The organism is Caulobacter sp. NIBR1757 (genome assembly GCF_027912495.1).
In the GTDB taxonomy this organism is placed as follows: Bacteria; Pseudomonadota; Alphaproteobacteria; order Caulobacterales; family Caulobacteraceae; genus Caulobacter.
On record NZ_CP115463.1, the window covers coordinates 1489035 to 1514419 of the forward strand.

Annotated in this window: 27 protein-coding genes; 12 read left to right on the plus strand and 15 right to left on the minus strand. The window is 67.3% G+C overall.

Going from position 1 to position 25385, the window contains the following annotated elements; translation table 11 throughout:
• Positions 1 to 536 precede the first annotated feature (536 nt).
• Positions 537 to 932 (plus strand): hypothetical protein, encoded by a 396-nt coding sequence (locus O5I81_RS07240; RefSeq protein WP_271068275.1) that lies wholly within the window; start codon positions 537 to 539, stop codon positions 930 to 932.
• Between the two features lie 76 nt (positions 933 to 1008).
• On the opposite strand, the gene O5I81_RS07245 is transcribed toward O5I81_RS07240, so the two are convergent.
• Complete coding sequence (locus O5I81_RS07245) at positions 1009 to 1656, minus strand: TetR/AcrR family transcriptional regulator (RefSeq protein WP_271068276.1); 648 nt, start codon at positions 1654 to 1656, stop codon at positions 1009 to 1011.
• A gap of 153 nt (positions 1657 to 1809) precedes the next feature.
• Between O5I81_RS07245 and O5I81_RS07250 the strand changes: the two genes are divergently transcribed.
• The 3 genes from O5I81_RS07250 to O5I81_RS07260 are packed head-to-tail and all read left to right on the plus strand — an operon-like array spanning position 1810 to position 7592.
• Entirely contained in the window at positions 1810 to 3006 is a 1197-nt protein-coding gene (locus O5I81_RS07250; protein WP_271068277.1) for an efflux RND transporter periplasmic adaptor subunit, read from the plus strand.
• 12 nt (positions 3007 to 3018) lie between these two features.
• Positions 3019 to 6192, plus strand: coding sequence for an efflux RND transporter permease subunit (locus tag O5I81_RS07255; protein ID WP_271068278.1), 3174 nt, complete (start codon positions 3019 to 3021; stop codon positions 6190 to 6192).
• Positions 6189 to 7592 carry an efflux transporter outer membrane subunit gene (locus tag O5I81_RS07260; protein ID WP_271068279.1) on the plus strand — a complete coding sequence of 468 codons (1404 nt, stop codon included), beginning with the start codon at positions 6189 to 6191 and terminating at the stop codon, positions 7590 to 7592. Before O5I81_RS07255 ends, O5I81_RS07260 begins: the two co-directional genes overlap by 4 nt.
• 210 nt (positions 7593 to 7802) lie before the next feature.
• Here the strand turns inward: O5I81_RS07260 and rutC are convergent, their stop codons facing one another.
• The 4 genes from rutC to O5I81_RS07280 all read right to left on the minus strand — a co-directional run bounded on the left by rutC (position 7803) and on the right by O5I81_RS07280 (position 11189).
• The gene (gene rutC / locus O5I81_RS07265; protein WP_271068280.1) at positions 7803 to 8189 is read right to left on the minus strand and encodes a pyrimidine utilization protein C; all 387 of its coding nucleotides are present in this window, start codon (positions 8187 to 8189) and stop codon (positions 7803 to 7805) included.
• 10 nt (positions 8190 to 8199) lie between these two features.
• The gene (rutB, locus tag O5I81_RS07270; RefSeq protein ID WP_271068281.1) at positions 8200 to 8934 is read right to left on the minus strand and encodes a pyrimidine utilization protein B; all 735 of its coding nucleotides are present in this window, start codon (positions 8932 to 8934) and stop codon (positions 8200 to 8202) included.
• A complete protein-coding gene (gene rutA / locus O5I81_RS07275) occupies positions 8918 to 9994 on the minus strand; it encodes a pyrimidine utilization protein A (protein WP_271068282.1) in 1077 nt (358 codons plus the stop codon). The genes rutB and rutA overlap by 17 nt, the downstream gene beginning before the upstream one ends.
• Positions 9995 to 10067: 73 nt before the next feature.
• The gene (locus O5I81_RS07280; RefSeq protein WP_271068283.1) at positions 10068 to 11189 is read right to left on the minus strand and encodes a beta-ketoacyl-ACP synthase III; all 1122 of its coding nucleotides are present in this window, start codon (positions 11187 to 11189) and stop codon (positions 10068 to 10070) included.
• A 255-nt stretch (positions 11190 to 11444) separates the two neighbouring features.
• On the opposite strand from O5I81_RS07280, the gene O5I81_RS07285 reads away from it, so the two are divergent.
• The 3 genes from O5I81_RS07285 (at position 11445) to O5I81_RS07295 (ending at position 13450) form a co-directional block, all read left to right on the plus strand.
• Positions 11445 to 11969, plus strand: a complete 525-nt coding sequence (locus O5I81_RS07285) for a porin family protein (protein WP_271068284.1) — start codon at positions 11445 to 11447, stop codon at positions 11967 to 11969.
• Positions 11970 to 12083: 114 nt separating this feature from the next.
• Positions 12084 to 12503, plus strand: a complete 420-nt coding sequence (locus tag O5I81_RS07290) for a hypothetical protein (protein ID WP_271068285.1) — start codon at positions 12084 to 12086, stop codon at positions 12501 to 12503.
• Positions 12500 to 13450: a sterol desaturase family protein gene (locus O5I81_RS07295; protein WP_271068286.1), complete on the plus strand. Its 951-nt coding sequence runs from the start codon at positions 12500 to 12502 to the stop codon at positions 13448 to 13450. Before O5I81_RS07290 ends, O5I81_RS07295 begins: the two co-directional genes overlap by 4 nt.
• A gap of 43 nt (positions 13451 to 13493) precedes the next feature.
• Here O5I81_RS07295 and O5I81_RS07300 read toward each other — a convergent pair whose 3' ends face one another.
• Genes O5I81_RS07300 through O5I81_RS07310 form a run of 3 tightly spaced genes read right to left on the minus strand, consistent with a single transcriptional unit; the run spans position 13494 to position 15661 of the window.
• Positions 13494 to 14450: an NAD regulator gene (locus tag O5I81_RS07300; protein WP_271068287.1), complete on the minus strand. Its 957-nt coding sequence runs from the start codon at positions 14448 to 14450 to the stop codon at positions 13494 to 13496.
• Positions 14451 to 14499: 49 nt separating this feature from the next.
• The gene (locus O5I81_RS07305) at positions 14500 to 15012 is read right to left on the minus strand and encodes a hypothetical protein (protein WP_271068288.1); all 513 of its coding nucleotides are present in this window, start codon (positions 15010 to 15012) and stop codon (positions 14500 to 14502) included.
• Positions 15013 to 15022: 10 nt separating this feature from the next.
• Positions 15023 to 15661, minus strand: coding sequence for an HD family hydrolase (locus tag O5I81_RS07310; RefSeq protein ID WP_271068289.1), 639 nt, complete (start codon positions 15659 to 15661; stop codon positions 15023 to 15025).
• Between the two features lie 114 nt (positions 15662 to 15775).
• On the opposite strand from O5I81_RS07310, the gene O5I81_RS07315 reads away from it, so the two are divergent.
• Positions 15776 to 16588 carry a universal stress protein gene (locus O5I81_RS07315; RefSeq protein WP_271068290.1) on the plus strand — a complete coding sequence of 271 codons (813 nt, stop codon included), beginning with the start codon at positions 15776 to 15778 and terminating at the stop codon, positions 16586 to 16588.
• A 23-nt stretch (positions 16589 to 16611) separates the two neighbouring features.
• On the plus strand, positions 16612 to 16986 hold the full coding sequence (locus O5I81_RS07320; protein WP_271068291.1) for a hypothetical protein: 375 nt from the start codon (positions 16612 to 16614) through the stop codon (positions 16984 to 16986).
• Positions 16987 to 17033: 47 nt separating this feature from the next.
• Here O5I81_RS07320 and O5I81_RS07325 read toward each other — a convergent pair whose 3' ends face one another.
• The 4 genes from O5I81_RS07325 to O5I81_RS07340 all read right to left on the minus strand — a co-directional run bounded on the left by O5I81_RS07325 (position 17034) and on the right by O5I81_RS07340 (position 21397).
• Positions 17034 to 17897 carry a hypothetical protein gene (locus O5I81_RS07325; protein ID WP_271068292.1) on the minus strand — a complete coding sequence of 288 codons (864 nt, stop codon included), beginning with the start codon at positions 17895 to 17897 and terminating at the stop codon, positions 17034 to 17036.
• A gap of 163 nt (positions 17898 to 18060) precedes the next feature.
• On the minus strand, positions 18061 to 18930 hold the full coding sequence (locus O5I81_RS07330; protein ID WP_271068293.1) for a MoxR family ATPase: 870 nt from the start codon (positions 18928 to 18930) through the stop codon (positions 18061 to 18063).
• Positions 18931 to 19086: 156 nt separating this feature from the next.
• On the minus strand, positions 19087 to 19578 hold the full coding sequence (locus O5I81_RS07335; RefSeq protein WP_271068294.1) for a primosomal protein: 492 nt from the start codon (positions 19576 to 19578) through the stop codon (positions 19087 to 19089).
• Positions 19579 to 19639: 61 nt separating this feature from the next.
• A complete protein-coding gene (locus tag O5I81_RS07340; RefSeq protein WP_271068295.1) occupies positions 19640 to 21397 on the minus strand; it encodes a tetratricopeptide repeat protein in 1758 nt (585 codons plus the stop codon).
• 186 nt (positions 21398 to 21583) lie between these two features.
• Between O5I81_RS07340 and flbT the strand changes: the two genes are divergently transcribed.
• Together flbT and flaF are read left to right on the plus strand one after the other, a co-directional pair.
• The gene (flbT, locus tag O5I81_RS07345; RefSeq protein ID WP_271068296.1) at positions 21584 to 22009 is read left to right on the plus strand and encodes a flagellar biosynthesis repressor FlbT; all 426 of its coding nucleotides are present in this window, start codon (positions 21584 to 21586) and stop codon (positions 22007 to 22009) included.
• Complete coding sequence (gene flaF, locus O5I81_RS07350; RefSeq protein WP_271068297.1) at positions 21969 to 22334, plus strand: flagellar biosynthesis regulator FlaF; 366 nt, start codon at positions 21969 to 21971, stop codon at positions 22332 to 22334. The genes flbT and flaF overlap by 41 nt, the downstream gene beginning before the upstream one ends.
• A 57-nt stretch (positions 22335 to 22391) precedes the next feature.
• Here the strand turns inward: flaF and O5I81_RS07355 are convergent, their stop codons facing one another.
• The 3 genes from O5I81_RS07355 to O5I81_RS07365 all read right to left on the minus strand — a co-directional run bounded on the left by O5I81_RS07355 (position 22392) and on the right by O5I81_RS07365 (position 24421).
• Entirely contained in the window at positions 22392 to 22898 is a 507-nt protein-coding gene (locus tag O5I81_RS07355; protein ID WP_271068298.1) for a hypothetical protein, read from the minus strand.
• Between the two features lie 88 nt (positions 22899 to 22986).
• On the minus strand, positions 22987 to 23586 hold the full coding sequence (gene pseH / locus O5I81_RS07360; RefSeq protein WP_271068299.1) for a UDP-4-amino-4,6-dideoxy-N-acetyl-beta-L-altrosamine N-acetyltransferase: 600 nt from the start codon (positions 23584 to 23586) through the stop codon (positions 22987 to 22989).
• A 76-nt stretch (positions 23587 to 23662) separates the two neighbouring features.
• A complete protein-coding gene (locus tag O5I81_RS07365) occupies positions 23663 to 24421 on the minus strand; it encodes a terminase small subunit (RefSeq protein WP_271068300.1) in 759 nt (252 codons plus the stop codon).
• 301 nt (positions 24422 to 24722) lie between these two features.
• Here O5I81_RS07365 and O5I81_RS07370 point away from each other — a divergent pair, with 301 nt between their 5' ends.
• Positions 24723 to 25295, plus strand: a complete 573-nt coding sequence (locus tag O5I81_RS07370) for a hypothetical protein (RefSeq protein WP_271068301.1) — start codon at positions 24723 to 24725, stop codon at positions 25293 to 25295.
• Positions 25296 to 25385: the final 90 nt, after the last annotated feature.

A 25385-nucleotide genomic window follows, 5' to 3' on the forward strand; every position in this document is an offset into this window, starting at 1 on the left:
CGAGGCGCGAGGCGGGCGAGGTCAGCGAAAAAGCCCTATTGCCGCCCCAATCCGAGCAAGCGACGGCCACACCGCCCGATCACAGTGCCCATGTCGGCTGATCGGCCCCGGTCCGGATCCTGAACAGCCCCCCCAGCCCCCCGCATCGGAAGCTGGTCGGCCGACACCCTTCCCCCTCAAGTTTCAAATCATCCCGACTCCGGCGGACGTGCGCCGTGAGGCTCCCTTCTCCCCTGGTGGGAGAAGGTGGCGCGAAGCGCCGGATGAGGGGGCGCACCGGCTTGCGATATTGCCCGTCGCCAATTCCTCATCGCGGCTGAACGACCTGGGAGCCCCCTCATCCGTCGGCTTCGCCGACACCTTCTCCCGCGAGGGGAGAAGGGAGCCCAGAGGCGAACTCACACACGGCCGTTGATCCATTCATCTCCCTGAACGCCAGACAACGAACGTCTCAGGTTCGTTTCAGGGGTGAAATGTTGAAGTCCATCTCAGCGTTGTCACCCCGGCAGCGCGACCAAGCAGATGGAGAGTACCCCATGAAAAAGATGCTGATGGCGGTCGCGGCTGTTGCGACCCTTGGAACCGCCGCGGCGGCGATGCCGGCCGCGGCTCAGCCCTACGGCGGCGGTGGCTACGGCGGCGGCTATGGCGGCTACGGCCACGGTGGCGGGATCGACGCCCGCCAGGACGAGATCCAGAACCGCATCGCCCGCGCCGAACGCAACGGCCGGCTCAATCACCGCGAAGCCCGCCGCCTGCGCGAGCAGCTGTGGGAGATCAAGCGGATCGAAGCGCGCTATCGCTACGACCGCCACCTGAGCCGCTGGGAACGGTCGGACCTCGACCAGCGCCTCGACCGGCTGGCCTGGCGGGTTCGCCAGGAGGTGCGGGATGACGACTACGGCCACGGCGGCCCCCGCCCGCGCTGGTAGTCACCACAGATGGGCCGCCGTCAGCCCTGATGACGGCTCCTGATGACATGACTTGGCCCCGGGGTTCGCCCCGGGGTCACTTTTTGTCGGTGGCCGCGTCGTTCGGGCAGGGGTGATGCGGCGGGAGCTCGACGCCCAGGATCGCCCCCATCACCTTCTTGAGAACCGGCGACAGGCGGGCGGGGTCGATGTTGCTGTTGATCGACCGCGAGGCCATGCCGTCAAACATCATGGTGATCAACTCGCCACGCAGTTCCGTCTCTTCCTCGGTCCAGCCCTGGCGACGAATGCGGCTGCGGAACTGCTCGGTCATCTCGTGTTCCTGCTCGTCACGGCGATGCAGGATGGCGGCGACCCTGGGGTTGCGGGCCGCTTCGGCCAGCACCTCGAGCATCAGGGCGGCGCGGTCCCTGTCCCAGAACTTGTCGATGGCCCCGGCGCAGTTCTCGACCATATGTTCGGCCATGTCGCCCGGGGTCTCGTAGAACTCGGCGAACTTCTCGCGCTTGTCGGCCAGGTCCTGTTCGACGATGGCCTCGATGATCGCTTCCTTGTTTTCGAAGTAGCGATAGATCTGGCCGACGCTGAGGTTCGCCGTCCTGGCGATCTCCTGCATGCTCGCCCCATGAAATCCCGAACGCCGGAAACAGGCCGCCGCAGCGTCCTGGATCTGCCGGCGGCGCGCCTCGGTCGAGGGGCGGGAAGGGGACGGGGCGTCGATCATGGTTTCCTTGCTTAACGCTATGTACCGGTTTGCGGTCCGAGACAAAATCGCCTCGCCGCCGTTGACTTGGCGTCAGGCCCTATCTAGGTATGCCTGAACTGAGAATGAACGTTCATTCTCACATTTGTGTGTATCCAGCAAGGCCTCCTCCCCATGCGTCAGCGCTCCCCGCGAGACACCCGTCCGCGCACCTCCTCGATTCAAGCGGGCGCCATCGCCCTGACCCTGGCTGCGATGGCCCTGTCCGGCTGCGGCGACGGCAACGCCAATGCCCAGAATGGTTTTGGCGGTCCGGCCCAGGTCGGCGTCCTGGTGGCCAGGGCCGAGCCGGTCACCCTGACCACCGAGCTGCAGGGCCGCACCTCGGCGGTGCTGGTCTCCGAAGTGCGGCCGCAGGTCGGCGGCATCATCAAGAGCCGCCACTTCGTCGAGGGCGGCCTGGTTCGCGCCGGCCAGCTGCTCTACCAGATCGATCCGGCCACCTATCAGGCGGCCTATGACAGCGCCCGGGCGGGCCTGGCCCAGGCCGAGGCGGCGCGCGATTCGGCGAAGCTGAAGGCCGACCGCTACGGCGCCCTGGCCGCCACCGGCGCGGTCAGCAAGCAGGACAACGACGACGCCCAGTCGGCCTTCAAGCAGGCCCAGGCCAACGTCGCCTTCCAGAAGGCCGCCGTCGATACGGCCCGCATCAACCTGAACTTCACCCGCGTCACCGCCCCGATCAGTGGACGGATCGGCAAGTCGAGCGTCACGCCCGGCGCCCTGGTCACCGCCAGCCAGGTCGCCCCGCTGGCCACGGTCCAGAAGATGGACGCCGTCTACGTCGATCTCAGCCAGTCCTCGACCGATCTGCTCAAGCTGCGGGCCCGCCTGTCCAGCGGTCAGCTCGACCAGTCCGGCACGACGGCGGTGAAGCTGATCCTCGAGGACGGAAGCGAGTATCCGATCGAGGGCCGCCTGGCCTTCTCCGACGTGACGGTTGATGCCGGCACCGGCTCCATCGGCCTGCGCGCCGTCTTCGCCAACCCGCAAGGGACGTTGTTGCCCGGCATGTATGTCCGCGCCCGTCTGACCACGGGCGTAGCCGCCGACGCCATCCTGGTGCCGCAGACGGCCGTCACCCGCGACCCCAAGGGCGGCGCCAGCGTCCTGGTCGTCGGGGCCGACAACAAGGCCCAGACGCGGGCCGTCACGGCCGACCAGACCAAGGGCGACAAATGGGTGGTCACCGCCGGCCTCAAGCCTGGCGACAAGGTCATCGTCGAGGGGCTGCAATCGGTGCAGCCAGGGGGCGACGTGCGCGTGGCCCAGGCCGGCGCGCCCGCTCAAGCCGCCGCCGGCAAGCGCTAGGACCCGACCCAGATGCTCTCGCGCTTTTTCATCGACCGCCCGATCTTTGCCTGGGTGCTGGCCATCATCGTCATGCTGGCCGGCGCTCTCTCGATCATGAACCTGCCGATCGCGCAGTATCCGTCCATCGCCCTGCCGCAGGTGTCGATCAGCGCCAGCTATCCCGGCGCCTCGGCCAAGACGGTCGAGGACAGCGTCACCCAGATCATCGAACAGAAGATGAAGGGTCTGGACGGCCTGCAGTACATGAGCTCGTCCAGTGACGGCTCGGGCCAGGCCAGCACCACCCTGACCTTCTCCGCCGGCACCGACCCGGACATCGCCCAGGTCCAGGTGCAGAACAAGCTGCAGTCGGCCACCGCCCTGTTGCCCAACGAGGTGCAGCAGCAGGGGCTGACCGTCGCCAAATCGGCCCGCAACTTCATGATGGTCGTCGGCCTCTTCTCGCCGGACGGCTCAAAGAGCAGCACTGACCTCGGCGACTACGCCGCCTCGACCCTGGTCGACGCCATCAGCCGCGTCGACGGCGTCGGCGAGGTGCAGCTGTTCGGCTCGCAATACGCCATGCGCATCTGGCTGGACCCGGTGAAGATGGCCGGCGTCGGGGTCACCCCGACCGACATCTCCAACGCCATCAAGGCCCAGAACGCCCAGGTCTCGGCCGGCCAGATCGGCGGCCCGCCGACCGCGGCGGGCGCCTCGCTCAACGCCACCATCACCGCCCAGACGCGGCTGAGCACGCCCGAGGAGTTCCGCCAGATCGTCGTCAAGTCGACGACCGACGGTTCGGCCGTGCGGCTGTCGGATGTCGCCCGCGTCGAACTGGGGGCCGACAGCTATCAATCCGCCTCCCGCTTCAACGGCAAGCCGGCGGCCGGTTTCGCCATCAAGCTGGCGGCCGGGGCCAATGCCCTGGACACCGCCGGGCGGGTCAACAAGGAACTGGAAGCGCAGTCGAAGGTCTTCCCCGAAGGCATCAGCTACGCCATCGGCTACGACTCCACCCCGTTCGTGGAGAAGTCGATCGAGGAGGTGGTCAAGACCTTGGCCGAGGCCATGGTTCTGGTCTTCCTGGTCATGTTCGTCTTCCTGCAGAACTGGCGCGCCACCCTGATCCCGGCCATCGCCGTGCCGATCGTGCTGCTCGGCACCATGGCCGTGCTGTTCGCCTTCGGTTACTCGATCAACACCCTGACGATGTTCGCCCTGGTGCTGGCCATCGGCCTGCTGGTCGATGACGCCATCGTCGTGGTCGAGAACGTCGAGCGCCTGATGAGCGAGGAGGGCCTCAGTCCCAAGGAGGCCACCAAGAAGTCGATGGGCGAGATCACCGGCGCCCTGATCGGCATCGCCGCGGTGCTGTCGGCGGTGTTCGTGCCGATGGCCTTCTTCGGTGGGTCGCAGGGGGTCATCTACCGCCAGTTCTCGATCACCCTGGTCACGGCCATGGTGCTGTCGGTCTTCGTCGCCCTGGTGCTGACGCCGGCCCTCTGCGCCACCCTGCTGAAGCCGGTCGGAAAGGGCCACGCCTATACGGACAAGGGCGTCTTCGGATGGTTCAACCGCAACTTCAACAAGGGCCGCGACTGGTACGCCGGTTTCGTGGCCACGATGTTCGGGCGCAGCCTCCGCTACCTGGCCATCTTCGCCGGCATCCTGGTCGTAATGGGCATCCTGTTCGTCCGCCTGCCGTCCAGCTTCCTGCCGCCGGAAGACCAGGGGATGATGATGGTCCAGGTGCAGCTGCCCGCCGGCTCGACCCAGGACCAGACCCTGAACACCCTGCGCAAGGTCGAGAACCACTTCCTGGTCGATGAGAAGGACGCGGTGCAGTCGATGTTCACCGTCGCCGGCTTCAGCTTCTCCGGGGCCGGCCAGAACGCCGGCATCGGCTTCATCCGGCTCAAACCCTTCGAGGACCGCACCTCGGCCAAGCTGCGCGCGCCGGCCATCGCAGACCGGGCCATGGGGGCCTTCGGCCAGATTCGCGAGGCGATGATCTTCGCCCTCGTTCCTCCGGCGGTGACCGAGCTGGGCAACAGCTCCGGCTTCGACCTGCAGCTGAAGGACGTCGGCGGCGTCGGTCACGAGGCCCTGCTGGCGGCGCGTGGCCAGCTGCTGGGCATGGCCGGCCAGGAGAAGGCCGTCACCGGCGTTCGGCCCAACGGCCAGGACGACACCTCGCAGCTGAAGCTGACGGTCGACCAAGCCAAGGCCCAGGCGCTGGGCCTCTCCATCAGCGACATCAACACCACCATCTCCAGCGCCCTGGGCGGGTCGTACGTCAACGACTTCATCGACCGCGGCCGGGTCAAGAAGGTCTACATGCAGGCGGACGCCCCGTACCGCAGCCGGCCCGAGGACCTCAGCCAGATCCAGCTGCGCAACAACGCCGGCCAGATGGTGCCGCTCAGCGCCGTGGCCGAGGTCAGCTGGACCTACGGACCCTCGCGGCTGGAGCGGTACAACGGCGTGCCCTCGGTCAACATCCAGGGCTCGGCCGCCGCCGGCAAGAGCTCGGGCGACGCCATGAAGGCCATGGAGAGCCTGATCGGCAAGCTGCCGGCCGGAATCGGCTACGAATGGACCGGCCTGTCGCTGCAGGAGCAGGAGTCGGGCGGCCAGGCGCCGATGCTGTACGGCATCTCCATCCTGGTGGTCTTCCTGCTGCTGGCCGCCCTCTACGAGAGCTGGACCATCCCCATCGCCGTCATCCTGGCCATCCCGCTGGGGGTGCTGGGGGCGGTGCTGGCGACCACCCTGCGGGGTCTCAGCAACGACATCTACTTCCAGGTCGGTCTGCTGACGACCATGGGGCTGGCGGCCAAGAACGCCATCCTGATCGTCGAGTTCGCCCGCGAAGCCATGGCCAAGGGGGCGGAGCTGATCGACGCCACCCTGGAGGCGGTGCGTATCCGCCTGCGACCGATCCTGATGACCAGCCTGGCCTTCATGTTCGGGGTGCTGCCGCTGGCCATCTCCAACGGGGCCGGTTCCGGGGCGCAGAACGCCGTCGGCACCGGGGTCATCGGCGGCCTGCTGTTCGGGGTCGTCCTGGGTCTGGTCTTCGTGCCGCTGTTCTTTGTGCTGGTGCAGCGGTTCTTCAAACGCAAGCCGAAGGCGGCAACGCCCGTGCTGGCCCAACCTTCGCTGGCCAACCCCTCGCTGGAAGGAGGCGCCCAATGAACCGCGCCCTTGTCGCCGCCATCCTGATGGCCTCCACCGCCCTCTCGGCCTGCGCCTCCATGGCGCCGGCCTATGAGACGCCCGTCCTGCCGGTGGCCCAGTCGTGGCCGGACGGGGCGGCGGCGGGACAGACGGCCAGCGCCGCCGACCTGGCCTGGAAGGATGTCTATCAGGACGCGCGCCTGCAGGGCGTCATCCAGCTGGCCCTCGACCAGAACCGCGACCTGCGGGTCGCCGTGCTGAACATCGAGCGAGCGCGGGCCCAGTACCGCGTCCAGCGCGCCAGTTCCCTGCCGTCCGTCGATGCCGGCGTCTCCGGCTCGAGCTCGCGCACGCCGGGCGAGGTGGCCGGAACCCCGTCGGCCGTCGAGTCGGACAGCTACAGCGCCAGCCTCGGCGTCACGGCCTATGAGCTGGACCTGTTCGGCCGGGTGCGAAGCCTCAACGACGCGGCCCTGCAGACCTATCTGGCCACCGCCGAGACCCGGCGGGCGGTGCAGATCAGCCTGATCGCCGAGACGGCCACCGCCTGGGTGACGCTGGCCGCCGACCAGGACCTGCTGACCGTTTCGCAAAACACGCTCAAATCCAGCGAAGAGTCCCTTGCGCTGACCAGGCGGCGGCAGGAGGGCGGGGCCGCCAACCTGCTGGAGGTGCGTCAGGCCGAGACCCTGGTCGAACAGGCAAGGGGCGATCTGGCCACCGCCCAGGCCCAGGTGGCCCGCGACCGCAATGCCCTGACCCTGCTGGCCGGAACCGACGTGCCGGCCGACATGCTGCCGACCGGGGACCTGCGGGGCCTGGCCATCCGCCACGACCTGCCGGCCGGGGTGCCGTCGGAGGTGCTGGCCCGGCGGCCCGACGTGCTGTCCGCCGAGCACAGCCTGCGGGGCATGAACGCCAACATCGGCGCCGCCCGCGCGGCCTTCTTCCCGCGCATCACCCTGACCGCCAGCGCCGGCTCGGCCAGCACCGAGCTGTCGGGACTGTTCGGCGGCGGCTCGGGCGCCTGGAGCTTCGCCCCGGCCGTCAGCCTGCCGATCTTTGACGGGGGGGCGAACGCGGCAAATCTCAGGGTTGCAAAGGTCGATCACGACATTGCGCTCGCCCAGTATGAGAAAACCGTCCAGACCGCTTTCCGCGAGGTTTCCGACGCCCTGGCCGTTCAAACGACGCTCAACAGGCGACTTGAGGCGGCGACTCGCCTTTTGATCGCCGCGCAGGATGCCGAGCGGCTTTCAAGAATCCGCTATGAGCAGGGCATAGATAGCTATCTGGTCTTGCTAGATGCCCAAAGAACCAGATACAGCGCAGAGAAGGCTTTGGTTGCGCTATGGCTTGTGAGGGCGCAAACTTCTGCCACACTGTACAAGGCGTTGGGGGGCGGAGCGACGGCCTGAACTGACACCGAGATTCGAATCCTGCCTGGGTCCCCCCCAATCCGATCCAGGCAGGCGTCACGGCGCATCCCCCCGCGCCTGACAAAAGAAGGGGCGCACCACCCCCCCGGTGCGCCCCTTCGCCTTGTCTGGGTCTCAAATTTCTCGCGAACAGGGTTATTGGAACCTAACCCTGAGTTGTCGAACGTTGGTCGGCGACTCGACGGATGGTTATTTCCCGATGTGGGCGATCGAGGCGATCTCGACCAGGAAGTCGGGCCGCACCAGGCCGCAGACGATGCAGAAGCGAGCCGGCTTCTCACCCGGGAAATACTCCGCATAGACCTTGTTCATGGCGCCGTAGTCGGCCCAGTCCTTGAGGAAGATGTGGTTCATGGTGACGTCGTCCATGGTCCCGCCGGCGGTCTCGATCACCGACTTGATGGTCTCCAGCACCTGCCGCGTCTGGCCCTCGGCGTCGCCGACATGGGCGACGTTGTTGTCCTTGTCGAAGGCCAGGGTGCCGGAGACGTAGACCACGCCATCGGCCAGGGTTCCGGGCGAGAAGGGGGCGATGGGGGTGACGGTCCCGGGCGGGGTGATGACGGTCTTGGGCATCTTGCTCTCTTCAGGTTGGCGGGGCCTGGCGGATCGCCCCGCAGAAATCGGCGGTGTTGCTCACCCAGCCGAAAAACTTCTCGACGTTGTAGACGGTGGCCTCCTGCAGGAAGGCCGGGCCCGCCTGGTGGACGGCGTCCTCCAGCATGACGCTGAAGTATTCCAGGTGGAAGGCGTCGCGCAGGGTCGATTCCACGCAGACGTTGGTGGCGATTCCGACAAACACCAGATTGCGGATGCCCCGGGCGCGCAACACCGAGTCCAGCGAGGTGTTGAAGAAGGCGCTGTAGCGCGGCTTCTGGATGACGATGTCGCCGGACTGGGGTTTCAGGGCCTCGACCAGCTCATAGTCCCAGCCGCCCTTGGCCAGCAGCTTGCCCTCCAGTTCGGGCTTCTCGCGCATGGTCTTCAGGGCGTTGGACTTCCACCAGTTGGGCGATCCCTCGCCGCCGGCCTCGACGTAATCCGGGTCCCAGCCGTTCTGGAAATAGACCACCTGCACGCCGGCCGACCGGGCCGCCTCGGTCGCCTGGGCGATCTGGCCGATGACGGCGGCGGCGCCGGCGATGTCGAAGCCGGCCTTGTCGAGATAGCCGTCCGGCGAGGCGTAGGCGTTCTGCATGTCGACGACGATCAGCGCCGTGTCGTTCGGGCTCAGCGGCACGGCTTCCGGACGGGCCGGCAGCATCACCGCCCCCGGCCGCGCCTGCGCCATCGATTGCGGACGATCACGCAGGGACGACATCGGCGCGCGTCTTCATCAGCGGCTGGATGCGCTGGCCGAACTGGTCGAGGCCGATGAGGAAGTCGTCGAAGGTCAGCAGCACGCCGGCGGCGCCCTCGACCTCGGCGATCTCGTCCATCAGCTTCGCGACCGTCTCGTACGATCCCACCAGGGTGCCGATGTTGAGGTTCATCGCCGACGGCGGCCGGCTCATGTAGATGGCGCTGACGTCCAGCGACGCACGCGGATCGGCCTCGCCCTGGTGGTTCATCCAGGCGATGGCGTCGAGGTCGGCGCCCTTCTTGTAGTGCTCCCACTTCTCCATCGCCGCCTCGTCCGTCTCGTCGGCGATGATCATGAAAAGGAGGAGGGCGCCGGTGTTCGACCCGGCCTTCTTGGCGGCGGCGACATTGCGGGCCACCGCCTCGGCGCACTTCTTCGGCTCGTTCAGCCCCATGCCAAAGCAGAAGTTGTAGTCGGCGTACTTGGCGGCGAAATCGACGCCGGTCTGGCTCTGGCCGGCGCAGACGATCTTGATGTCGGCCTGCGGCTTGGGCAGCAGCTTGCAGTCCTTCATGGTGAGGAACTCACCCTTGAAGTTCGACTCCCCGTCGCGCCACAGCTCCTTCATCACCGTCACATACTCGGCGCAGAAGTCGTAGCGATTGAGGAAGTGCTTCTCGCCCGGCCAGATATCCATCTGGTCGTACTCGGCCTTCTGCCAGCCGGAGACGATGTTGATCCCGAACCGTCCGTTCGAGATCGAGTCGATGGTCACCGCCATCCGCGCCGCGATCGGGGCCGGAATGGCCAGCACCGGCACCGAGGCATAGAGCTTGATCTTGCTGGTCACGGCCGCCAGGCCGGCCATCAGGGTGAAGCTCTCGAGGGCATAGTCCCAGAACTCGGTCTCGCCGCCGAAGCCGTGCAGCTTGATCATCGAGAGGGCGAAATCCAGCCCGTACTTCTCGGCCTTCAGCGTCACCTGCTTGTTCAGCTCGAACGTCGGCATGTACTGCGGCGAGGTCGCCGACATGATCCAGCCGTTGTTGGCGATAGGAATGAAAACGCCGATGTCCATGTAGATCGCCTGCCCTCGAAATGGTGGGCGGGCATGAGGGACCGGCTTGCCCGGGTTGGCAAGAGGGGAGGGGCTAGCGCTTCCGCACAAACACCGTGCCGGCCGAATAGCCGGCGCCGAAGCTGCAGATCAGCCCGGTATCGCCCGCGTCGAAGCCGTCGTGGTGCAGGTGGAAGGCGATGATCGAGCCCGCCGAGCTGGTGTTGGCGTAGTCGTCGAGGATGATGACGTTCTCGCCGGGCTGGGGGTCGCGGCCGAGCACCCGTTTGCCGATCATCTCGTTCATGTTGATGTTGGCCTGGTGCAGCCACATGCGCTTCAGGCCATGCGGATCGACGCCGATCTCGCCGGCATGATCGACGATCATCTCGCTGACCATCGGCACCACCTCGCGGAACACCTTGCGGCCCTCCTGGACGAACAGCTTGTCCCTTGCTCCGATGCCCTCCGGCGCGGCGCGGTTGAGGAAGCCGAAGTTGTTGCGGATGTTGTTGGAGAAGACGGTCTTCAGGCGCGTGCCGAGAATCTCCCAACCCTGCCCCGGCGCCGCGTCCTCGGCCCGCTCGACGATCACGGCGGTGGCCACGTCGCCGAAGATGAAGTGGCTGTCGCGGTCGCGGAAGTTCAAGTGGCCCGAACAGATCTCAGGATTGACCATCAGCACGGCGCGGGCCGAACCGCTGGCCACGAAGTCGGCCGCCGTCTTGATGCCGAAGGTGGCGCTCGAGCAGGCGACGTTCATGTCGAAGGCGAAGCCCTCGATGCCCAGCGCCTGCTGCACCTCGATCGCCATGGCCGGATAAGCCCGCTGCATGTTCGAGGCGGCGCACAGCACCGCGTCGATCTGGCTGACGTCCTTGCCCCAGGCCTCAATCGCCTGTTTGGCCGCCTTGACCGCCATCTCGGCCAGCACCGAGATTTCCTCGTTGGGCCGTTCGGGGATGCGCGGGGTCATCACCTCGGGATCGAGGATGCCGGCCTTGTCCATCACGAAGCGGGCCTTAATGCCCGACGCCTTCTCGATGAACTCCGGCGAGGAGGGGGCCAGAGGCTCCATCTCGCCGGCGGCGATGGCCTGCGCGTTGCGTTCGTTATGCAGCTCGACGAAGCGGTTGAAGGCGATGACCAGCTCTTCGTTGGAAATGCTCTGCTCGGGCGTGAACAGCCCGGTGGCGGCGATGACGGCCTGATGCACGGTGATCCAGTTCCCGACGGGGACCCTTGGGGTCCGCCCGATTGTTTTCGGTGCGCTTGATAGCACGCTGCGGTTCCGCGTCACCCCCCGCGCCGTCCCGAGAGTGGGAGAACGGGGTGTGTGCTTTGGTCGCAACGCAACAGTTTAGCCGCAATCAAAACCCGGAACCGCCGTTGCATTGTCGGGTTTGCACCATACCTAACCGTGGGCAGGAGGGGTTCTGAACTACGACATTAAGTCTAGGAGTATAAAACAATGAAATCTCTCATGATCGCCGCCGCCTCGGTCGCCGCCCTCGCCATTGCCGCCCCGGCCATGGCCCAGGACATGACCCCCACCGGCTACGGCTCAATCGGTGGCGCGACCATCAACGCCGAAGGCGCTGATCTGGGCGCCGTTCAGGGCCGCGTCGGCGCCCGCTTTGGTCAGTATTTCGGTGTCGAAGGCGAACTGGCCGGCGGCGTTTCCGACGACTCGACCAACATCGGTGGCGTCCGCGCCAACGTCGATCTGAACTATGAAGTCGGCGCCTTCGCCGTCGGTTATCTGCCGGTCTCGCCGAAGGTCGATCTGTTCGCCCGCGTCGGCTACGCCAAGTCCGACTTCGACATCTCCGTCCCCGGCGCCTCCGCCTCGGGTGACGTGGACGGCGTCGCCTACGGCATCGGCGGCCAGTACTTCTTCAACGACAAGGACGGCATCCGTCTCGATGTCACCCGCCACGACACCGACAACGGCGATGCCGACTCGGTTGGCCTCAGCTACGTCCGCAAGTTCTAGGACCAGCCAAGCCGCGACTATGTGGAACAGGCCCCCGCCACCCGGCGGGGGCCTTTTTCATTGACGCCGACGCCAGTCTGGAGAGACTCCGCGCCCGGGGAACGGAGCGTCCATGTGAACAGCCTGCTGATACAGCTGATCGGCTCAGCCGTGGCGGTCGCCGCCATGGTCGGCCTCGCCGCCTGGGCCCGGATTCCGCGCCCGACCGAGCCGCTGGACGTGCCGACTGCCCGGCATCTGTTGGATATCGACTACCCCGGCTATCCGATCGACGCCGTCTGGATCGCCGCCGACGGCCTCGGCGCCATCGCCCGCAGCGGCGGCCACGCCCTGGTTCTGGCTCAACTGGGCGACAGCTGGGTCACCCGTGACATGGCCTGGACCGCCGCGGTCAACGCGCCGATCCGCGGCGGCCGCGTTCGCCTGCGCACCCCCGACCCCGCCGCCCCGAAACTCTCGCTGGCCGTCAGCGGCGTCACGCCTTGGCCCCCGCAAGCCCCCGAAGGCCTGGTCGCCGCCAGAGACGCCGCATGACCCTCGATCCGATCAAGCCGGCCTTCGACCCGGTCACCCTGGCCATACCCCTGTTCGTCGTCACCATTGTCGGCGAAATCCTGCTGCGCCGCTTCCGGAAGGTGAAGGCCAGCTACGAGGCCCGGGACACGGCCACCTCGCTTCTGATGGGCCTGGGGAGCAATGTCGCCGGCCTGTTGACCGGCGCGGCCATCGTCGCGGTGGTCATCTGGGTCTGGCAGCACCGCATCTTCGACATTCCGATGACCGCCTGGTGGGCCTGGGTCGCCATCTTCTTCCTCGAGGATTTCACCTACTACTGGTTCCATCGCCTCAGTCACGAGCGCCGCTTCTGGTGGGCCAGCCACGTCAACCACCACTCCTCCCAGCACTACAACCTGGCGACCGCCCTGCGTCAGACCTGGACCGGCGGCATCGCCGGCACCTGGATCCTCTGGCTGCCCATGGCCCTGATCGGCTTCCCGCCGGCGATGATCGCCATCCAGAAGGGTATCAGCCTCGTCTACCAGTACTGGATCCACACCGAGGCGATTCACAGAATGCCCCGCTGGTTCGAGGCGGTGTTCAACACCCCGAGCCATCACCGCGTCCACCACGCCCGCAACCCGCGCTACCTGGACGCCAACTACGCCGGCATCCTGATCATTTGGGACCGGATGTTCGGCACCTACATTCCTGAAACCGACGCTGAACCGCCGCGCTATGGCCTGGTCAAGAACCTCGGCGATTTCAACATCCTGCGCGTGGCGTTTCATGAATGGATCGGCATCGGCAAGGACCTCGCCGGCTCGCGGTCCCTGAAGGAGGTGTTGGGCTACCTGTTCGGCCCGCCGGGCTGGAGCCCGGACGGGTCGCGCGAGACCTCGGCGACGTTGAAGGCCAAATGGCTGGCGCGTCAGAAGGCGGACGCGGCGGCTGACCCCGCGCCCCCGATGGCGGCGGAGTAGGGCGCCACACCCACCCCCACCACGGTGGGGTGGCGCGTGGGGCCTAGTCCCTCACCCCCGGCAAGCTCAGCCCCAGCGCCGGACGCGCCTGCAGCTCCTCGCGCCGGAACCGGAACAGCTCCGCCGGCCGCCCACCGGTCTCGACATCCATCCGCCCCAGCCCCTCGACCAGCCCGGTCCGCTCGACCACCCGGCGGAAGTTCTGCTTGTGCAGCGGGATGCCGGCGATGGCCTCGACCGTCTTCTGCAGGGCCGACAGGGTGAACTCCCCGGCCATCAGTTCGAACACCACCGGCCGGTATTTCAGCTTGCCGCGCAGTCGACCCAGCCCGGTCGCCAGGATCCGTCGGTGGTCGCTGATCATCGGCTCGCCCAGCGCCGCCGAAAGGGCGGCCGGTTCGGGCGGGTCGCGGCCCTCGGCCCGGGCCGCGTCGCGCGCCGCCTCTGGCGCCAAGCCCGCCTCGTAGAGCAGCTCATAGCGCTCGAGCATCCGCTCCTCGTTCCAGGGCGCGCCGTCGAGGGCGAAGGCCAGCCGGGCCCGCGCCATGCGTCCGGCATCCTTGCCGGCCCAGGCCATCAGGGCCGGCCTGATGCCCTCGTCGATCAGGTCCGGCCGCCCTTTGCGCCAGTCCTCCCAGGGAAAGAACCTGGACCACGGCGCCCACACGGTATCGGCCGCCAGGCTGCCGCTGGCCGACGGCGTCAGCGCCAGATAGCCCACCGACACCACCCGCGCCGCCCCGGCCCCGACCTCGGCCCGCGGCGCATCCCGCCCGCGGTCGCCGAAGGTGTAGAGCTGCTCGACATAGCCGAGCTCGAACCCCGTCTGGCTGGCCACGAACTCGCGCAGCGCCAGCTCGAACGTCCGGTCGCTGTCCGGCTTGAACGGCCCGAACGGCAACCCCGCCGCCGCCTCTGGCCGCACGGTCAGCACCACGGCCTCGCCGTCGCGGATGGCGACGATGACGGCGGACAGGCCGATGACGACGGACGGGTTCATGAGTCCCGGGGATAGAGGATTTTTGGACGCGGCTAAAGGCGGCGTCTCGTCAGTAGCGCGACGGCATCTCGAACGGCGCGCCGGGATACACATAGACGCCCTTGCCGATGGATTGCACGGCATCGACCATCCGGCCGCCCCGGCCCATGACGTCGTCGGCCAGCCGCACGATCAGCGGGTTGGGCGTCGCCCCCGGCGAAGCCTTGCGCAGGGCCTGGGCGATCACCGTCTCGTCGGCGTCCGGATTACGGTCGCAGGCGACGATGAAGGCGCTTGCGGTGGATCGGCTGACCCCCGCCCAGCAATGCACCAGCATCGGGTCGCGCCCGTCCCAGGTCCGCGAGAAATCCAGCACCTTCTGCACCAGGCCGCTGTCGGGCAGAGTCTCGCCCGCCACCTCTTCCCAGATGTCATGCACGGCCAGCTTCAGGTGCCGGTCCGGATACAGCGCCCGCGGCGCCTGGCTCATCAGGCCCTCTTCCAGAAGGGTGATGACGTGCGACGGCTTCTTCCACTTGATGACCGTCGGGGCGTCGCGCAGCGGGCTGACAATCAGGGTCATGGGCGCATCGTCATTCGGTGCTGAAGGCCTGCGGTGTCCGCTCATAGCCGGCCGCTTCCGACAGGGTGTGGAAGCGCGCGACATAGCGCTCCTGCGCCTCGGCCGGGGGCTGGGGGTGGATGACGAGATTATAGCCGGCCGGCGGGGTCCCGAAGATGGTCAGGCTTTCCTCGACCGTGAACCCGGCCAGCTGCGTCGCCTCGAAGTAGGCGCAGGCCCGGTCGGCGGTCTTCAGCAGCTTCTTGATGTTCTGCGGCGTCTTGGCCGGCAGGCCGAAGCGGGCGTGGATGGCATGCTCCAGCCGCTCCTCGAACTCCTTGTAAGAGACCCCCAGCGCCGCCTTGAACGGGCTGATCATGTCGCCGATCACATACTCGGAGGCATCGTGGAGCAGGGCGGCCAGGCGCCAGCGGGGCGCCAGGTCAGGCTGGATATGGGCGGCGATCTCCTCGACGACCAGGGAATGCTGGGCGACCGAAAAGCCGTGCTCCCCGACCGTCTGGCCGTTCCAGCGGGCCACCCGGGCCAGGCCGTGGGCGATGTCCTCGATCTCGATATCCATGGGCGAGGGATCGAGCAGGTCCAGGCGGCGGCCGGACAGCATGCGTTGCCAGGCTCTGGGTTGTTTGCCGCGTGGGCCCTTGGCCATTTCACCGTTCCTCACTGGTCATTCGGGAACGTCCAACTGGAGCATCGCTTGACAAAGATCAACGACAGGAACGCCATGTCCTCACATTCGTTGGTTCAGGATGGAGACTGTCTCATGAGTTGGGCCCGTATCATGGCGCCTCTGGCCGGCGGCGCCGGCGACGAACAGGTTCTGGCGGCGGCCGCGGCCATCGCCGCGCCGTTCGACGCCGAACTGGCTGCTGTCCATGCCCCGGCCGATGTCGCCGACCTGATGCCCTGGATGGGCGAAGGCTTCATGGGCGGGGTGCAGATCACCGCCATGGACAGCCTGAGGGAAGCTGCCGCCGAGGGCGCCCGCGCCGCCAAGGCGGCGGTCGCCGCCTGCGGCTATGCGAAAGCCCGTCTGGTCAGCCTTGAAACCCCTGTCTGGGCCGGTCTGTCCATGGAGGGGCGGCTCTCCGACGTCGTCGTCTTCACGGACGAGGCCGCCCGCGGCCGCGGCCCGTTGGCCGAGGCCTTCCAGCAGACCGTCGCCGACGAACAACGCCCCACCATCGTCGCCCGCCCCGGGCTCAGTGTCGGCGGCGTCGTCGCCGTCGCCTGGGACGGCGGCAAGGAAGCCAGCCGCGCCGCCCGCACCGCCCAGCCCCTGCTCGAAAAGGCGTCGCGCGTGGTTATCCTCTGCGCCCCGGCCGCCTCGTCGCGCAATTTCGACGGCGCTCGGCTGCAGACCTTCTTCACCGATCGTGGCGTCAAGGCCGAGGTCGAGGTCCTGACCGAGAACGGCGACGCCGCGCAACTGCTCCTGGACGCCTGCAAGCGTCTTGGCGCAGGCCTGCTGGTCGCCGGCGCCTTTGGCCATCCGCGGCTGCAGGAATACATCTTCGGCGGCACCACCCGGACCCTGTTGAACAACGACGGCCCGTCGCTCTTCCTCTCTCACTGAACCCAAGAAACGGAGAAACAGGCATGACCCTGTCCCGCATCATCATGCGCCTTGCCCGCAATCCGGGCACCGAATTCGCCGATGGCGACGACCATCGCGGCTACACCCTGACCGCGCCGCTGACCGACGACGGCATGCTCGACCTCGACGCCTTCGGGAAGGCCAAGGCCGACTGCACCGTCCGACGGTTTGCCCCCGACGAGGACGCCACAAACGGCCGTTTGGCCCGTCGGCGGGACAACTGGTACTTCGACTACGATGACCAGACCGACACCGATGACGAGGCCGTGCACAAGCTCGGCCAGCATCGCTTCGCGGTCGGGGAGTATGTCTCAGTCGCCGACGAGGACGGCCGCCTGCTGGCCTACAAGGTCACTGACGTTCAGGCGGTCGACTAGGAGCCAATTCTCCCCCCGCTTGCGGGGGGAGAGCCTGGGTCGAGGTGCTATTCCCCGAACTGCGACTTCACCAGCGCCGTCGCGTCGCGGAACAGGTGCTTGGCCTCGCCGTCGCCTTCCGCCGGCTTCTTCGACTTGAGCACGGCCACGACCAGCGGCCCGCGCTTGGGGCCCTGCGCCTCGTAGCCTGCGATGGTCCAGGGCGCGTCCTTCGAATCCGTGGTCTTCACGAAGGTCGTGCGGTAGCCCTGCCGGCGCTTGCCCCCGATCGAGAAGCCGCCATCGCCCTTGATGTTGGCTTTACCGCCCGACAGGTCGATATCGAAGTCCCCTTCATCGGTGCGCCAGCTGTCCCGCGTCATGCGAATTTCGCTGGCGTTCTCGTCGGCATTGATCTCGACGCCCAGGATTTTGACCCGCGCCTTGTCACCGTCGGCGTCGACACTGATGCCTGGCATCCGGACCTTGGCCTTGTCGGAACCGCCGCCTTCCTCGGTTTCGACATGCAGGCCGGGCATGGAGACCGTCTCCCTGGTCACCTCGCCCGTCTTGGCGGGCTCTTCACCCGGCTTGGCCGGCGGGGTCGGGGTTTCCGGGGTGGCGGGCAGGGCGGGGAACAGGCCCTTCAGCTCGGCCTCGATGGGCTCGAGGGCCCGGGCCGGATCGTTGCTCACCGCCACCAGCCTGAGGGTCACTTCCGAGCCGTCGCCGGCGTAGGTGCAGCTCAGACCGTCAGCGGCCGCGGCAGTGCGCTTCAGGTTGCCTTCCGCCTCCGGACAGTCGAGCTTGCTCACCACCTTGAGCGCCTCGCGCTCGGCCTTGCGGGCCCGATACTCGGTCCGGCTTTCGCACGCCCCCAGCGTCAGGAGGATGGCGCCGCAGCCCACAGCGGTCATCAGCTTGCTTTTCATTGTCGTCTCAGCCCTCTTGGGTAGTCCGTTGGCGACCTCGAGGCTGAAATTGACCCCCTGGCCGTCCGTTATCCAGTGAATTCGCGGTAACCGCTGCCCCGGCAAAGAAAAACTCCCCCGGGCGGCCCGAGGGAGTTTTGCATGTCGGCTGGATGCGCCGCGACTACTGTCCCGGCCGCGTCGCCCCTTCGCGCCGGGCCAGGAAGGCCAGGCGTTCGAACAGGTGGACGTCCTGTTCGTTCTTCAGCAGGGCGCCGTGCAGGGGCGGGATCAGCTTGGTCGGATCCTTTTCCTTCAGGGTCTCCTCGGTGATGTCCTCGACCATCAGCAGCTTCAGCCAGTCGAGGAGTTCGCTGGTCGAGGGCTTCTTCTTCAGGCCCGGAACCTTACGCATATCGTAGAAGATGCGCAGCGCCTCGGCGACCAGCTTCTGCTTGATCCCGGGGTAGTGGACCTCGACGATGGCGTTCATCGTCTCGGCTTCCGGGAACTTGATGTAGTGGAAGAAACAGCGGCGCAGGAAGGCGTCCGGCAGTTCCTTCTCGTTGTTCGAGGTGATGATCACCACCGGGCGGACGACGGCCTTGATGGTCTCGTCCGTCTCGTAGACGTAGAATTCCATCCGATCGAGCTCCTGGAGGAGGTCGTTCGGGAATTCGATGTCGGCCTTGTCGATCTCGTCGATCAGCAGCACCGGCCGCACGCCGGGGGCTTCGAAGGCCTCCCAGAGCTTGCCCTTCTTGATGTAGTTCTTGACGTCCTTGACCCGCTCGTCGCCCAGCTGGCTGTCGCGCAGGCGGGTGACGGCGTCGTACTCGTAGAGGCCCTGGTGGGCCTTGGTCGTCGACTTGATATGCCAGGTGATCAGCGGCGCGCCCAGCGCCTTGGCGATCTCCTCGGCCAGCACGGTCTTGCCGGTGCCGGGCTCGCCCTTGATCAGCAGCGGTCGCTGCAGGGCGATGGCGGCGTTGACCGCGACCTTCAGGTCGTCGGTCGCCACGTAATCCTTGGTGCCTTCGAAGCGCGTCGTCATGCAGGTCCCCTCGGAGCGAACAGACGCTCCAAACAAACGTTTCAATGAGGACACTAGCGTCCGCAACCGCGCTGTGAAGCGTTTTCGTCGCAGGACGCGAAAAAGCCGCGGAGCTCACCTTACGGCAAGCGGCGCGGCTCCCCGCTTATTGCAGGCTCAGTCCGCCCCGGGATTGATCGACACCGGGTCGCTGGCCGGGAAGGTCTCCTTCAGCCCTTTGTCGAGCTGGCGATCGACGTGCGGGTCCTTTTCGTCCGGGGCATCCTCGCCCGGATCGGCGGCGACGCCCGTCTTGTCGGACTTGTCGCCCGTCCCGCCGGAGGCTTCGTAGTTACGGCTGCGTTCGTCTTCTGTGGTCACGCGATCCTCATCGGCTGCGAAGCTGCGATCTTCCGGCGCCGCGCGGAGGCCGGCGTCGTCCCGCTCTTCTGAAAGGCTGTCGTCATCGAATTCGGCGGCGTCGAACTCGGCCTCGTTCCGCTCGGGATCGAGGTCGTCGATGTCCGCGTCGTCCGCCGCGGCGGTGGCGTCATAGACATCTGAGATGTCGTCGAAGTTGGCGATATTGCCGCCGTCTTCGGTCAGGTGGGTTTCGTCCAGGACCTCGGCGCGATCCTGGTCGTCGGGTTCGTTGTCGAAATCGGCCATGGCGTTGTCATCCCGTCTGACGGCTTTGGTGCCGTCTGGAGATTCAACCCGCGCGGACGCCTTACGTTCCGGTCTGGAAGCCGACCTTCATCGCCGCCGCCATGTCCGCCATCACCTCTTCCCAGTCCGCATAGCTGGTCGGCGTGAACACCCGCGCTTGCGGATACCAGGGGTAGCGGTCGGTCCCCAGCTGGGTCCAGCAGGCCTGCGGCGTCACCAGCCAGACCGGCGCCCCGCAGGCCCCGGCCAGGTTCAAGCTGGCGTTGGAAAACCCGACGGTCAGGTCGAGCGCGCAGGTCAGGGCCGCCACATCGTCCAGGTCCTGCTTGAGGTCGATGCCCGGCGGAACCCAGATGTCGATGCCCTGCGCCTTCGCATGGGCCAGCTCCGCCTCGCAGTCGCCGTACTGCAGATTGACCAGGCAGATGCCCGGGGTGCGCAGCACCGGCTCCCACAGCGCGAACGGCGAGAACCAGCGGTGCCGGGCCCCCTTGGCCGTCATGCTCTTCCACAGCAGCCCGACCTTCGGCCCGGCCGGCGCGCTTTTCAGCACCTCCCGCCAGTGGGCCACCCGCGCCGGATCGGCGGTCAGATAGCCGGCCGTGTCCGGATAAGCCTCGACCGATCCCCGGAAGCTCTGTAGCAGCGAGGCTAGCGGCGCCCACAGGTCGATCTTCGCCAGCTCGCCTTCGTCAAGGAACGGCGCCACCCGCACCGTCCGCCCGTCGACGTCGAAGGTCGCATGCGCCCCGACCCGCACCGCCGGGAAGCTGCGCTGGAACAGCGGCACGAGCCTCGGCTCCACCGACAGGGTCAGCTTCCCCTTCGGCCCCAGCGCCTCGATCACATCCGGCAACAGGTTGGCGAACAGCAGTTCGTCGCCCAGCCCCTGCTCGCCGAAGATCAGCAACGACTTGCCGGCCAGATCGCTGTCCGGCGTCCACGCCGGCCGCTCGACCAGATAGTGGGTGACGTCCCCGAAGCTCGGGTCCCGCCGCGCCTCGTAGTCGTCCCAGCCCTTCGCCAGATCGCCCAGGGTCAGATGCATGGTCGAGCGCGCCAGCCGCATCATCTGGATCTCGTCGGCCGGCATCGGCGCGCTCATCGCCGCGTTGCAGTCCTCCAGCGCCCCCACCGTGTCGGCCAGCGCATGCCGCGCCGTCGCGCGGTTGTAGCGCGCCTTGGGAAAGTCCGGCTGCAGCCGCAGCGCTTCGTCGAAAAACGTCACGCAGCCCGCCGGATCGCCCTGTTCGGCCAGCACCGAGCCCAGCGTGTTCCACAGCACCGCCGCCCCCGGATTGGCCATGATCGCCGGCCGCAGGATCTCCACCGCCTCGTCATACCGCCCCTGGTCGCGCACCGCGCAGGCCAGGTTGTTGACCCCTTCCGGGTTCTCCGGATGGGCCGAAACATAGTGGGCGAACAGCTTCTCGGCCGTTTCCTTCATGCCCATGCGATAGGCCAGGCGCCCCATGTCGTTGGCCACCTCGGCATGGGCCGGGATCAGCTGCAGGGCCTTGTCATAGGCCCGCACGGAACTGGGGAAATCCCCGGCCCGCTCCCGGGCGATGGCCAGCAGGTACCAGGCGAACCCCGACCGCTCGTCCAGCTCCAGCGCCTGGATGGCCAGGCGCCCGCCGCTCTCGAAATCGTCCTTCTGCAGCGCCGCCACCGCCTGGTCGATGACGCCGCCCAGGCTGGCCGCCTTCATCTCGGCCATGGCCTCCAGCATGCGGGTCAGGGACGCCGCCGACCCGGCCTGGCCGGCCATGCCGCCGAACGCCCTGACCTGCGCCGCCTGGCCGATGATGGGGGTCATGCCCAAAGCGGTTGTAGAAACGTCGGATCTGGGGCGCGTCATCTGGTCACAGTCTTTGCAAGATTAGTCAAGAGATCGCCCGATCATGGTTACTCCGCCCTTAACTTCCGCCGTTTGTCGCACCCCGCGACAATATCCCGTTAACCATGATCGCCGATGTTGACGCCCTGTATCGGGGAGGCGCACGTGCCGCTGAAGCTGTCACTAAAGCCGGGCGAGAAATTCGTCCTCAATGGCGCAGTCGTCCAGAATGGCGACCGGCGCGGCGTTCTGATCCTGCAAAACAAGGCGTCAGTTCTTCGCGAGAAGGACATCATGCAGGAAGCAGAGGCCGTCACACCGGCCCGCCACGTCTACTTCCCCGTCATGATGATGTACCTGGATGAGCCCGGCGCGAGCCGCTATTACGACGAGTTCGTCCGCCGCCTCACCGAGTTCATGAGTGTGGTGCGCAATCCGGCCGTTTTGTCGGAGTGCGTTAACATCTCCAAGCACATCATGGAGAAGGAATACTACAAGGCGCTCATGCTCTGCCGGAAGCTGGTGGAGTACGAGGACGAGAGGTTGGGCAATGGGTCTTCAGGCGTATCAACAGGCGGCGGCGAGGGCTGAGAATCCCAAGGACGCCGAGTACCGGCTGTTTGGCCAGGTCACCCGCGCCCTGATGGATGCCCAGAAACTGCCCGAAACCCAGATCGCGGGCCGCGTCGAGGCCCTCGACTGGAACCGCCGCCTTTGGTCGGCGCTGGCGACCGACTGCGGTCAGCCGGAGAACGCCCTGCCCATGGCCCTGCGCGCCCAGATCATCTCCATCTCCATCTGGGTCGGCAAGCACACCAGCGCCGTCATCCGCCGCGAGGAAGAGATCGACCCGCTGATCGAGATCAACCGCATCATCATGCAGGGCCTGCACGGCGCCTCGCCGGAAGCGGCCTAGAGCGCGTTCCGATAAGTGGGAACCGGTTATCGGATCAAACGCGCGACCACAAAGAATCTACACCGGGGCCGCGACCCGCACGCTGGCCAGGAACCGCGCCACATTGGCCGGATCGCCGCCCTCCGGCGTCAGCGCCACCGCCACCAGCACCGTCCCCGGCCGCGCAATCGCGATCGCCTGGCCCTCGACCGTCAGGTTCGAGGCCTGGCCCGCGAACCGCGCCCAGCGCACCCGGCCGCCGTGGCCGTCGGTCGTCCAGCGCTGTTGCACTTCTCCGGCCAGGGCCTCGACGCTGTTGTCCAGCACGCTGTCCAGGAAGCCCTCGTCGATCTCGCCCGCCCCCGTCGGCGACAGGAAGATGGCGTACACCCCATCCCCGCCGACCAGCAGCCATTGCTCGGGCCCCTCGCCATTGCCGCCGATATGGACCGCCTCGCCGGGCAACTCGGCCGTAAAGCCCGCGTCCGCCGCCTTCAGCAGCGCCCAGTCGGCCGCCCCCGCCGTCGCCGCCTGACCAAACGCCAGGCCCAAAGCCACCGCCAGCACCGCCCAGATCCGTCCCATTTCGATCCCTCCGCCCGGACTTGCGCCGGTTAAGGAACCCTTAATGCAACGGGGGCGCCAGGCGCCAGTCCCCCTTTGGCGCCCGCCGCTACATCCCCGCCAGCGCCGCCTCCAGTTCCCCCACACTCACCCTCTTCTCCGCCAGCCGCGCCAGCGCCGCCGCCCGCGCCGCCGGCCAGTCGGCGCTCAGCATCCCCAGCCCGACCACATCGCGGAACACCCCCGCCTTGCGCACATGCGCCCGCAACAGCGCCTCGCGCACAAAGCCGAACCGCTCGTGCAGCCCCCAGACCGCCTCGTTCTCGACCAGCACCTCGCACCACAGCCGGTTCAGCCCCAGCCGCTCGAACACGAACGCCAGCACCAGCCACTCGACCACCGACCCCACCCCGCGCCCCCGCGTCGCCGGATCGGCCAGGTAATAGGCCCACTCGCACTTGCTGTTGGCCCGGTCGATCTTCGCCAGGTTCGCCAGCCCCACCCCGGCCGCGTCCAGTTCGATGATCCAGAACCGCCGGTCGCCCTCCGCCCGGCCGCCTTCCTCGAGCGCCCGCGCCAGCCACGCCGCATGCTCCGCCGGCGTAATCCGGTGCTCGCTGTACATGTAGGGCGCCACCGCCGCGCTGTTGCGCCAGGCCAGCACCGTCTCCCCGTCCTCGGCCCTCAGGGGCCGCAAGCTCACCGCCATGCCTCGCCACTCCGCTTCGCCGCGATCATCGGCGCGCCCTCCGCCCCCGTCCACCCCCGCTCATCCCAGCCCCCGCTCACCCCGACCGGGCCCCGGCCGCCGCCGGATCCCCGTTCAGGCCGTCAAGGTCCTCGTCGGTCGCCGGCTCCCAGTCGGCCACCTCTTCCACCCGCCGATCGCGCCGCCAGAACTGATGCTGCCGCCAGGCCAGCTCCGCCCCGCTCTTCACCTGCCGGTATCCGGTCTCCCGCGCCCTCTCCGCCCAGTAGGCCTTCATCCGCGCGAATTCGCCGAGGTCCAGCTCCAGGATGCTCTCCACCCCGAAGGCATAGCCCCTGTCCATCGCCTTGGTGACCTGCCCGGACTCCAGCATCGGCAACAGCTTGATCAGCGCCGCCGACCGGTCGGCCAGGGTAAAGCCGACGGTCCGCGTCACCACCCCGCTCTTCGGGTCGGTCTTCTCCACCACGCTCAGCGCCTTGACCGCCCCGGCCCGATCCCGCTCCAGCCGCCACAGGTCCAGCTCCAGCGCCCCGTCCGCCCCCGGCCGGGCATAGTCCAGCACATTGGCCGAGGCGATCTTGCGCAGCTGCTCGATGACCATCTCCCGCGTCCAGGGCGCATCCCTGGCCGCCTTCGCCGCCGCGATGGCCGCCTTCACCCGCGGATTGTTCATCAGGTCGCACGCCTGCCACCGCGCCCGCTTCCCCGAATACCCCGCCCGCCGCGCCGCGGCGGTGGCCACCTCGTCGACCAGGTACTCATGCACGAACCGCTGCTGCATGAGGTTCAGCGGCTTGCCGGGCGGCGCTTTGGAGACATAGGGCCGGGTCATGGGGAAGGGGCTCCAGGCTGAGGGGAGGGGGAGCCGCTTATCGAAGCGGTTAGGTATTATCGCATTTTGGGGGTGGGAAGCCGGGGACATGTTGAATTTCGCGGGCGAAATTCAACATGTCCCCTCTTTGCTGTTCCTTCTCCCGCTTGTCGGGAGAAGGTGGCCCCGAAGGGGGCGGATGAGGGCAGCGCCGGCTGCAGGCAATGGCCTCCCAAATTACTAAACGGCCGAAAGCTCCGTGAGGCTTCACATCCTGCGTATAAGCGCTTATAAGCGATTATAAGAAAAGGAGTGTCATCTCATGGCTCGCATTGCACTGGCGTCTGGACTGCAACACGCGTTGGCGCCGCTCACGCGCGCCGACTCCCAACTTACCGTCTGGATCACCGGCGACCGCCTTCTGGCGGGCCGGTTTCCAACCGCGGACTTCGAATTCGACTTCAGCGCCGAAGTGTTCGCATCGATGGGCAGCCTTCCGGCCCCGCCGGTCGCGCCACGATCCCTCGACACGGTCGTGGGGCGCAAGACCAGCAATCTGGTCCTGCGGCTTCTCGGCCGCGATACGCCCTATGAGTCATGGAAGGCCTTGATGATCGGTGCGCTTCGCCAGATCGAGGAGGCCCGCCCCGGCGCCCTGGAAGCTCTCGAGGCTTACCACCCCCGCTCGAAGCGCGCGGTCGCCCGCCGGCCGGAACAGCTCTACGAAAACCGCAAGCAGGTAGAGCATTTCAGCGCCGAGCTGATCCCCGGCTGGTATGTGGCGACCAACAACTCCCGGACGGAAGTCCTGAAATACCTGCGCAAGGCCGGGGAGGGCGTTGGTCTCGTCTGGGGACGGGACATTGATGTCGTTGAGGCAGCTGACGCCCGCTAGGCCCCCAGTCTGGCCTCTCCGCCGACCAGGCGATCGGCGAACCTGCGCCTTACCGCTTCGCGCTCACCGGCCGGCCGGCAGCCATTGGGC

Excerpts from the sequence above, each read along its gene's own strand:
- O5I81_RS07240 (WP_271068275.1), top strand. The coding sequence starts at position 537 with ATGAAAAAGATGCTGATGGCGGTCGCGGCTGTTGCGACCCTTGGAACC.
- O5I81_RS07245 (WP_271068276.1), bottom strand. The coding sequence starts at position 1,656 with ATGATCGACGCCCCGTCCCCTTCCCGCCCCTCGACCGAGGCGCGCCGC.
- O5I81_RS07250 (WP_271068277.1), top strand. The coding sequence starts at position 1,810 with ATGCGTCAGCGCTCCCCGCGAGACACCCGTCCGCGCACCTCCTCGATT.
- O5I81_RS07255 (WP_271068278.1), top strand. The coding sequence starts at position 3,019 with ATGCTCTCGCGCTTTTTCATCGACCGCCCGATCTTTGCCTGGGTGCTG.
- O5I81_RS07260 (WP_271068279.1), top strand. The coding sequence starts at position 6,189 with ATGAACCGCGCCCTTGTCGCCGCCATCCTGATGGCCTCCACCGCCCTC.
- rutC (WP_271068280.1), bottom strand. The coding sequence starts at position 8,189 with ATGCCCAAGACCGTCATCACCCCGCCCGGGACCGTCACCCCCATCGCC.
- rutB (WP_271068281.1), bottom strand. The coding sequence starts at position 8,934 with ATGTCGTCCCTGCGTGATCGTCCGCAATCGATGGCGCAGGCGCGGCCG.
- rutA (WP_271068282.1), bottom strand. The coding sequence starts at position 9,994 with ATGGACATCGGCGTTTTCATTCCTATCGCCAACAACGGCTGGATCATG.
- O5I81_RS07285 (WP_271068284.1), top strand. The coding sequence starts at position 11,445 with ATGAAATCTCTCATGATCGCCGCCGCCTCGGTCGCCGCCCTCGCCATT.
- O5I81_RS07295 (WP_271068286.1), top strand. The coding sequence starts at position 12,500 with ATGACCCTCGATCCGATCAAGCCGGCCTTCGACCCGGTCACCCTGGCC.
- O5I81_RS07300 (WP_271068287.1), bottom strand. The coding sequence starts at position 14,450 with ATGAACCCGTCCGTCGTCATCGGCCTGTCCGCCGTCATCGTCGCCATC.
- O5I81_RS07305 (WP_271068288.1), bottom strand. The coding sequence starts at position 15,012 with ATGACCCTGATTGTCAGCCCGCTGCGCGACGCCCCGACGGTCATCAAG.
- O5I81_RS07310 (WP_271068289.1), bottom strand. The coding sequence starts at position 15,661 with ATGGCCAAGGGCCCACGCGGCAAACAACCCAGAGCCTGGCAACGCATG.
- O5I81_RS07315 (WP_271068290.1), top strand. The coding sequence starts at position 15,776 with ATGAGTTGGGCCCGTATCATGGCGCCTCTGGCCGGCGGCGCCGGCGAC.
- O5I81_RS07320 (WP_271068291.1), top strand. The coding sequence starts at position 16,612 with ATGACCCTGTCCCGCATCATCATGCGCCTTGCCCGCAATCCGGGCACC.
- O5I81_RS07325 (WP_271068292.1), bottom strand. The coding sequence starts at position 17,897 with ATGAAAAGCAAGCTGATGACCGCTGTGGGCTGCGGCGCCATCCTCCTG.
- O5I81_RS07330 (WP_271068293.1), bottom strand. The coding sequence starts at position 18,930 with ATGACGACGCGCTTCGAAGGCACCAAGGATTACGTGGCGACCGACGAC.
- O5I81_RS07335 (WP_271068294.1), bottom strand. The coding sequence starts at position 19,578 with ATGGCCGATTTCGACAACGAACCCGACGACCAGGATCGCGCCGAGGTC.
- O5I81_RS07340 (WP_271068295.1), bottom strand. The coding sequence starts at position 21,397 with ATGACCCCCATCATCGGCCAGGCGGCGCAGGTCAGGGCGTTCGGCGGC.
- flaF (WP_271068297.1), top strand. The coding sequence starts at position 21,969 with ATGGGTCTTCAGGCGTATCAACAGGCGGCGGCGAGGGCTGAGAATCCC.
- O5I81_RS07355 (WP_271068298.1), bottom strand. The coding sequence starts at position 22,898 with ATGGGACGGATCTGGGCGGTGCTGGCGGTGGCTTTGGGCCTGGCGTTT.
- pseH (WP_271068299.1), bottom strand. The coding sequence starts at position 23,586 with ATGGCGGTGAGCTTGCGGCCCCTGAGGGCCGAGGACGGGGAGACGGTG.
- O5I81_RS07365 (WP_271068300.1), bottom strand. The coding sequence starts at position 24,421 with ATGACCCGGCCCTATGTCTCCAAAGCGCCGCCCGGCAAGCCGCTGAAC.
- O5I81_RS07370 (WP_271068301.1), top strand. The coding sequence starts at position 24,723 with ATGGCTCGCATTGCACTGGCGTCTGGACTGCAACACGCGTTGGCGCCG.